Below are 2,773 nucleotides of genomic sequence, written 5' to 3'. Positions count from 1 at the left end.
TATCGCCGCCGGTATGGCGCCCGGCGAAGCCCGCCGCCGCGCTCTTGCGCAATTCGGCGGCCTCGAATCGCGCAAAGAAGAAACCCGCGACGCCCGCGGCACGCATTTCATCGAAACGCTGCTTCAAGACATTCGCTTCGCTCTGCGCACACTGCGCAAAAACCCCGGCTTCACCTTTATCGCCGTCCTCACCCTCGCTCTCGGCATCGGCGCCAATACCGCCATTTTCAGCATCGTCAACGGTGTCTTGCTGCGAGGCTTGCCCGTGCCTCACGCGGACCAAATCGTCGCCCTCGCCAATGAACAAGGTGGAAACCCGCTGACGAACGGATTTTCCTCCCTTGACATCAGTGACATTGCCGGCCAAACGAACGAACTTTTCTCCGATATCTTCGGATATCAGACTGGCTTGGAGGGTTTGTTCACAAATGGTCGCGCAGAGCCCGTTTTGATCCACTATGTCACCGGCAATTTTTTCAGCGCGCTTGGAATAAAGCCGCAGCTTGGCCGCTTGATTCTCCCCGCCGAAGGCGGCGTCGCTGGCGCCGATCCCGTCATGGTCCTCGGATATTCCTACTGGAAAAATCGCTTCGGATCCGACCCAACCGTAATTGGCCGCCAGGTTCGCGTGAACGGAACGCAAGTGACGATCGTCGGCGTTGCGCCGCGCGGATTTCACGGCATGTATTCTCTCACCGATGCTCAAGCTTATCTTCCTCTCGGGATGCTCACGGTCGAATCCTGGTGGCAGGCTCACGACTTTCTTCACGGCCGCGCTTTGCGCAACACATTTCTGTTTGCGCGCCTCAAGCCAGGCGTCACCGTGAGGCGCGCCGCCACCGATTTGAAGGTCGTCGGAGAGCGGCTCACCGAACAATATCCCAAGGAAGATCAAGCCTTTTCGCTTTTCGTCTACCCTGAACGTTTCGCTCGCCCCGATCCTATGTCCGCGGGGGTAGTCTCGCGAATTGCCCTGCTCTTTTCGATTCTCGGTCTTCTCCTTCTCGCCCTCGCCTGTGCGAATGCCGGCAATCTTCTACTCGTGCGTTCTGTTGGTCGCCGGCAGGAAATGGCCGTGCGTGCGTCTCTAGGTGCCGGCAGGGGAAGGCTCATCCGTCAGCTCCTGACCGAATCCATGACCCTTGGGCTTGCCGGGGGAATCGCCGGTCTCGTGGCAGGCATTTTCGTCTCGGGCGAACTCGCCGCCATCAATCTTTCGGCCGATCTGCCCGTGACGCTCGATTTTCCCTTCGATTGGCGCGTTTTTGTGTTCGCTCTGGGTGCCGCTTTGCTGACCAGCGCGCTTGCCGGCATCGTTCCTGCCCTGCGTCTGTCGCGAAGCAATCTCTCGCACACTCTGCGCCAGGCCGGCCGTTCAATTTCCGCCCGCGAGCGAATCCGCGATGCTTTTGTTGTGCTGGAAATCTCCGGCGCGCTCGTGCTCCTGATTATGGCCGGTTTGCTGACCCGCAGTCTGGCAAACGCCGAACGCACCAATCTCGGATTTGATCCGCGCCACCTCGTGAATTTCACTTTGGACCCTCACGAACTTGGCTATGAAAAGCAGCAGCGAATAGGTTTCAATCGCACGCTTCTGGATCGCGTTCGGGGCCTCCCGGGCGTCCGCTCCGCTAGCCTCTGTGCCCTTGTTCCCTTTAGTTACATCCTCAGCAACGAATATCTCAGCATACCCGGCCACCCTGTCGCGCCGGGCGCGCCAGCCCCTCTGGGATGGGATAACTATGTTTCGCCAGACTACTTCCAAACCATGACCATTCCTATTATCGCTGGTCGTGATTTTACCGACGCCGACAACCAAGCCACCCAGCCCGTCGCCATCATCAACCAGGCTATGGCTTCCCTCTTCTGGCCCAATCAAAGCGCCCTCGGCCAAACCTTCACTTACGGAACCGGCGTAAAAATCTCCCTTCGCGTCGTCGGCATTGCCCAGGACTCACGCTTCTTGAACTTGTCGGGTCCCATCCCACCCAGCTTCTATATTCCCGACACGCAGAGTTATCTCGCGCAGGAAACTTTGCAGGTTCGAGCGCTCGCTCCAGAGCAAGTGATTGAACGAGAAGTGGCGAGCGCCATTGAGGGGATTGCGCCCGGAATGCCGGTTCTGAACGTCGAAACCATGCAACAGAGCACGGACACCATGAATGGTTTCCTCGTGTACCGCTTCGGCGCGATGATGGGAACCCTCCTCGGCCTTCTGGGACTTTCGCTCGCCGTCATCGGCATTTATGGCGTGATTTCTTATTCCACCAGTCAGCGAACGCATGAAATCGCCATCCGCATGGCTCTCGGTGCCCAGCGGCGAACGATTTTCGCCATGGTCGTCTCTCAGGCTCTGCTGCTTCTCGTTCTCGGTCTTGCCGGCGGAGTTCTGGTCACGGTCCTCGTTGCGCGAAATTTCGGCAATCTCCTCCTCGGAGTCAATTCTACGGATCCGCTCACGTACTTCTTCATACTCATAATCGTGTCGATGGTGACTTTAGCTGCCTGCTACATTCCCGCGCGTCGCGCGATGAAAGTCGATCCCATGGTCGCTCTGCGTTACGAATAGGAGCTCGCGATGACCTGGCTCAATCGTTTACTTCGCAAAGACAAACTCGACGTCCAGCTCGATTCCGAGCTTCGCTTCCATGTCGAGCAGCAAACCGCTGCGAATATCGCCGCCGGTATGGCGCCCGGCGAAGCCCGCCGCCGCGCTCTTGCGCAATTCGGCGGCCTCGAATCGCGCAAAGAAGAAACCCGCGACGCCCGCGGC

General features: G+C 58.6%; 2 protein-coding genes. Both read left to right on the top strand.

Features of this window, described 5'->3' with window-relative positions; genetic code table 11:
• The coding region (locus tag VGR81_09425; GenBank protein ID HEV2289160.1) for an ABC transporter permease at positions 1 to 2,569 on the top strand (2,569 nt) is incomplete at its 5' end.
• 9 nt (positions 2,570 to 2,578) lie between these two features.
• Positions 2,579 to 2,773, top strand: a 195-nt coding sequence (locus tag VGR81_09420; GenBank protein HEV2289159.1) for a permease prefix domain 1-containing protein, incomplete at its 3' end; no start/stop codon positions are given.

This window comes from Candidatus Acidiferrales bacterium (assembly GCA_035934015.1).
Classification (GTDB): domain Bacteria; phylum Acidobacteriota; class Terriglobia; order Acidiferrales; family UBA7541; genus DAHUXN01.
Note: the sequence above shows the minus strand (reverse complement) of the source record. Positions and strands in the feature narration are given on the sequence as shown.